Below are 4,191 nucleotides of genomic sequence, written 5' to 3'. Positions count from 1 at the left end.
CATAAATTTTTATTTTTGCACAAAAAAAAACCTTTTACATGCCTAAGTCTCTCTATGTTTTATTGTTGATTGCTTATACTTCTTTTGTTGTGGCACAGCCGTCTCAACAAAAAAAGTTAGAAGAAAGTAAAGCTAAAATTCAAAAAGAAATTCTAGCCAATGAGCAAAAACTTCAAACGGTAAAGAAAAAGGAGAAATCAGTAGTTCATGTGATTGATCTACAAAACCAAAAGATTAAACTCAAAGAATCTTTAATTGCTACTACCGAGAAACAAACGCAATTGCTGAGTAATGACATGCAGTCTAATGAATTGAAGATAAAAAGATTAGACCACGAGTTACATTTGCTAAAAGCCGATTATGCAGAGATGATTCTCAAATCGTATAAAAGCCGTTCTGAAGAAAGTAGAGCCATGTTTATTTTGTCTTCATCTAGTTTTTTGCAGGCCTATAAGCGCTTACAATATATGAAGCAATATTCTAGTTATAGAGTAATGCAAGGCAAGGAAATCGAATCAAAATCAAAAGAATTACTCAATTTTTATGATAAATTAAAAGTTCAAAAAAGCCAAAAAGAGCAGCTAATTGCTGAGAATGAAAAAGAAAAAACATCTTTAGAAGTTGAAAAAAAAGAACAACAACAGATTGTTTTATCGCTTCAAAAAGATCAGAAGAAAATTATAGCTGAAATTAAGAAAAAGCACCAACAAGCTAAAGCGATCGATAAGGAAATAGATCGTTTAATCAGAAAAGCCATTGCCGAAGCCAATCGTAAAGCGGCTTTAGCTAGAGCTGCCAAAGAAAAAGCACTCAAAGAAAAGTTGGCTAAAGAGAAAGCTTTAGCCGATAAACTTGCTAAAGAGAAACTTGCTAGAGAATTAGCTGCCAAAGAAAAGGCTGTAGCTAGCAAATCGAATATCAAAGCAAATCCGACTGTAGTGACCAAACCAAAAGTAGTTGTTGCGGCGAAAGAAGTTCCCAAAAAAGCGGCGCCTGTATCTACCACCAAAATGGAGCTTACTTCGGAAGGAAAATTAGTTTCTGATAATTTCAAGGCCAACCGCGGACGATTACCTTGGCCTGTAGATAGAGGAGAAGTGTTTTTAGGGTTTGGTACACAGCCTCACCCGGTCTACAAAACTTTAACCATACAAAACAGCGGATTGTCTATAACAACCTACAAAGGAGCCAAAGCGAGAGCCGTTTTTGCTGGAGAAGTGTTTTCAGTAATTGCAATAGCCAACAGTAAGGCCGTAATGATTCAACATGGAGATTACTTTACAGTGTATCAAAATTTGGGGACAATTAATGTAGCTAAAGGCGATAAAGTGACCGCCAAGCAACCTCTTGGAACCATTAATACGAACGCAGATGGCAAAACTTTATTGAAGTTTACCTTGTGCGAGAATGTTAATTATGTGAATCCAAAACCATGGTTATCGGCTAAATAGATTTTACTTTTACTAGCTTTTCCATTATCTATAACAATAGCATTGGCTACTTTTAAACTATGAGTATTTTAAAAATTATTTTTTGGTTTTTTTGGAGGATTTGGTTTTACATTCTAATGGCTATTCCAATTGTTGTATTCTTGCCTTTTCTTTTGATCTCTATCTTAGCCGAAAGTTGGTACCCTTATTTTTTTCGTATTGCACGAATTTGGGCTAAATTCATTTTGTTTGGAATGGGTTTTAGATATCAGGTACAGCAAGAAGCAACTTTAGAGCCCAATACCAGTTATATGATAATAGCCAATCATACTTCAATGATTGATATTATGTTGATGTTAGCTATAGTTAAAAATCCTTTTGTCTTTGTAGGAAAAAAAGAATTAGTTGCAATCCCGTTGTTTGGTTTTTTCTATAAACGCACTTGTATTTTAGTCGATCGTGGTTCAGCCCAAAGCAGGCTTGCTGTTTTTGAAGCAGCACAACAAAGAATAAATAGAGGATTAAGTGTTTGTATTTTTCCGGAAGGTGGAGTGCCTGATGATGAATCAATTCTATTGGATCATTTTAAAGATGGTGCTTTCCGATTAGCAATAGAACATCAAATTCCCATGTACCCATGACGTTACCTGACATAAAAAAAGTTCGAGTACTTTTTTTATTGTCAGGTACGTAATGGGTACAATGGGAATTTGATGTTCTATTGCTAATCGGAAAGCACCATCTTTAAAATGATCCAATAGAATTGATTCATCATCAGGCACTCCACCTTCCGGAAAAATACAAACACTTAATCCTCTATTTATTCTTTGTTGTGCTGCTTCAAAAACAGCAAGCCTGCTTTGGGCTGAACCACGATCGACTAAAATACAAGTGCGTTTATAGAAAAAACCAAACAACGGGATTGCAACTAATTCTTTTTTTCCTACAAAGACAAAAGGATTTTTAACTATAGCTAACATCAACATAATATCAATCATTGAAGTATGATTGGCTATTATCATATAACTGGTATTGGGCTCTAAAGTTGCTTCTTGCTGTACCTGATATCTAAAACCCATTCCAAACAAAATGAATTTAGCCCAAATTCGTGCAATACGAAAAAAATAAGGGTACCAACTTTCGGCTAAGATAGAGATCAAAAGAAAAGGCAAGAATACAACAATTGGAATAGCCATTAGAATGTAAAACCAAATCCTCCAAAAAAACCAAAAAATAATTTTTAAAATACTCATAGTTTAAAAGTAGCCAATGCTATTGTTATAGATAATGGAAAAGCTAGTAAAAGTAAAATCTATTTAGCCGATAACCATGGTTTTGGATTCACATAATTAACATTCTCGCACAAGGTAAACTTCAATAAAGTTTTGCCATCTGCGTTCGTATTAATGGTTCCAAGAGGTTGCTTGGCGGTCACTTTATCGCCTTTAGCTACATTAATTGTCCCCAAATTTTGATACACTGTAAAGTAATCTCCATGTTGAATCATTACGGCCTTACTGTTGGCTATTGCAATTACTGAAAACACTTCTCCAGCAAAAACGGCTCTCGCTTTGGCTCCTTTGTAGGTTGTTATAGACAATCCGCTGTTTTGTATGGTTAAAGTTTTGTAGACCGGGTGAGGCTGTGTACCAAACCCTAAAAACACTTCTCCTCTATCTACAGGCCAAGGTAATCGTCCGCGGTTGGCCTTGAAATTATCAGAAACTAATTTTCCTTCCGAAGTAAGCTCCATTTTGGTGGTAGATACAGGCGCCGCTTTTTTGGGAACTTCTTTCGCCGCAACAACTACTTTTGGTTTGGTCACTACAGTCGGATTTGCTTTGATATTCGATTTGCTAGCTACAGCCTTTTCTTTGGCAGCTAATTCTCTAGCAAGTTTCTCTTTAGCAAGTTTATCGGCTAAAGCTTTCTCTTTAGCCAACTTTTCTTTGAGTGCTTTTTCTTTGGCAGCTCTAGCTAAAGCCGCTTTACGATTGGCTTCGGCAATGGCTTTTCTGATTAAACGATCTATTTCCTTATCGATCGCTTTAGCTTGTTGGTGCTTTTTCTTAATTTCAGCTATAATTTTCTTCTGATCTTTTTGAAGCGATAAAACAATCTGTTGTTGTTCTTTTTTTTCAACTTCTAAAGATGTTTTTTCTTTTTCATTCTCAGCAATTAGCTGCTCTTTTTGGCTTTTTTGAACTTTTAATTTATCATAAAAATTGAGTAATTCTTTTGATTTTGATTCGATTTCCTTGCCTTGCATTACTCTATAACTAGAATATTGCTTCATATATTGTAAGCGCTTATAGGCCTGCAAAAAACTAGATGAAGACAAAATAAACATGGCTCTACTTTCTTCAGAACGGCTTTTATACGATTTGAGAATCATCTCTGCATAATCGGCTTTTAGCAAATGTAACTCGTGGTCTAATCTTTTTATCTTCAATTCATTAGACTGCATGTCATTACTCAGCAATTGCGTTTGTTTCTCGGTAGTAGCAATTAAAGATTCTTTGAGTTTAATCTTTTGGTTTTGTAGATCAATCACATGAACTACTGATTTCTCCTTTTTCTTTACCGTTTGAAGTTTTTGCTCATTGGCTAGAATTTCTTTTTGAATTTTAGCTTTACTTTCTTCTAACTTTTTTTGTTGAGACGGCTGTGCCACAACAAAAGAAGTATAAGCAATCAACAATAAAACATAGAGAGACTTAGGCATGTAAAAGGTTTTTTTTGTGCAAAAATAAAAATTTAT

Annotated in this window: 2 protein-coding genes and 2 pseudogenes; 2 read left to right on the top strand and 2 right to left on the bottom strand. The window is 34.9% G+C overall.

Annotated features, from left to right (window positions below; genetic code table 11):
• Nucleotides 1-38 precede the first annotated feature (38 nt).
• Both BXU11_RS16790 and BXU11_RS16785 read left to right on the top strand, forming a co-directional pair.
• Nucleotides 39-1,451: a murein hydrolase activator EnvC gene (locus BXU11_RS16790; RefSeq protein WP_078210826.1), complete on the top strand. Its 1,413-nt coding sequence runs from the start codon at nucleotides 39-41 to the stop codon at nucleotides 1,449-1,451.
• Between the two features lie 59 nt (nucleotides 1,452-1,510).
• Nucleotides 1,511-2,068: pseudogene (locus tag BXU11_RS16785) on the top strand (lysophospholipid acyltransferase family protein); the annotation flags it as partial.
• Between the two features lie 4 nt (nucleotides 2,069-2,072).
• Here the strand turns inward: BXU11_RS16785 and BXU11_RS16780 are convergent.
• A pseudogene (locus BXU11_RS16780) lies at nucleotides 2,073-2,683 on the bottom strand (lysophospholipid acyltransferase family protein); the annotation flags it as partial.
• Between the two features lie 59 nt (nucleotides 2,684-2,742).
• Nucleotides 2,743-4,155, bottom strand: a complete 1,413-nt coding sequence (locus BXU11_RS16775) for a murein hydrolase activator EnvC (protein WP_078210826.1) — start codon at nucleotides 4,153-4,155, stop codon at nucleotides 2,743-2,745.
• Between the last annotated feature and the right edge of the window lie 36 nt (nucleotides 4,156-4,191).

The organism is Flavobacterium sp. LM5, assembly GCF_002017945.1.
Classification (GTDB): domain Bacteria; phylum Bacteroidota; class Bacteroidia; order Flavobacteriales; family Flavobacteriaceae; genus Flavobacterium; species Flavobacterium succinicans.
The sequence above is the reverse complement of the archived record's forward strand: the minus strand, read 5'-3'. Positions and strand labels throughout refer to the sequence as shown.

What these genes read in the sequence shown, in the direction of transcription:
- BXU11_RS16790 (WP_078210826.1), top strand. Translation starts at nt 39, where the DNA reads ATGCCTAAGTCTCTCTATGTTTTATTGTTGATTGCTTATACTTCTTTT.
- BXU11_RS16775 (WP_078210826.1), bottom strand. Translation starts at nt 4,155, where the DNA reads ATGCCTAAGTCTCTCTATGTTTTATTGTTGATTGCTTATACTTCTTTT.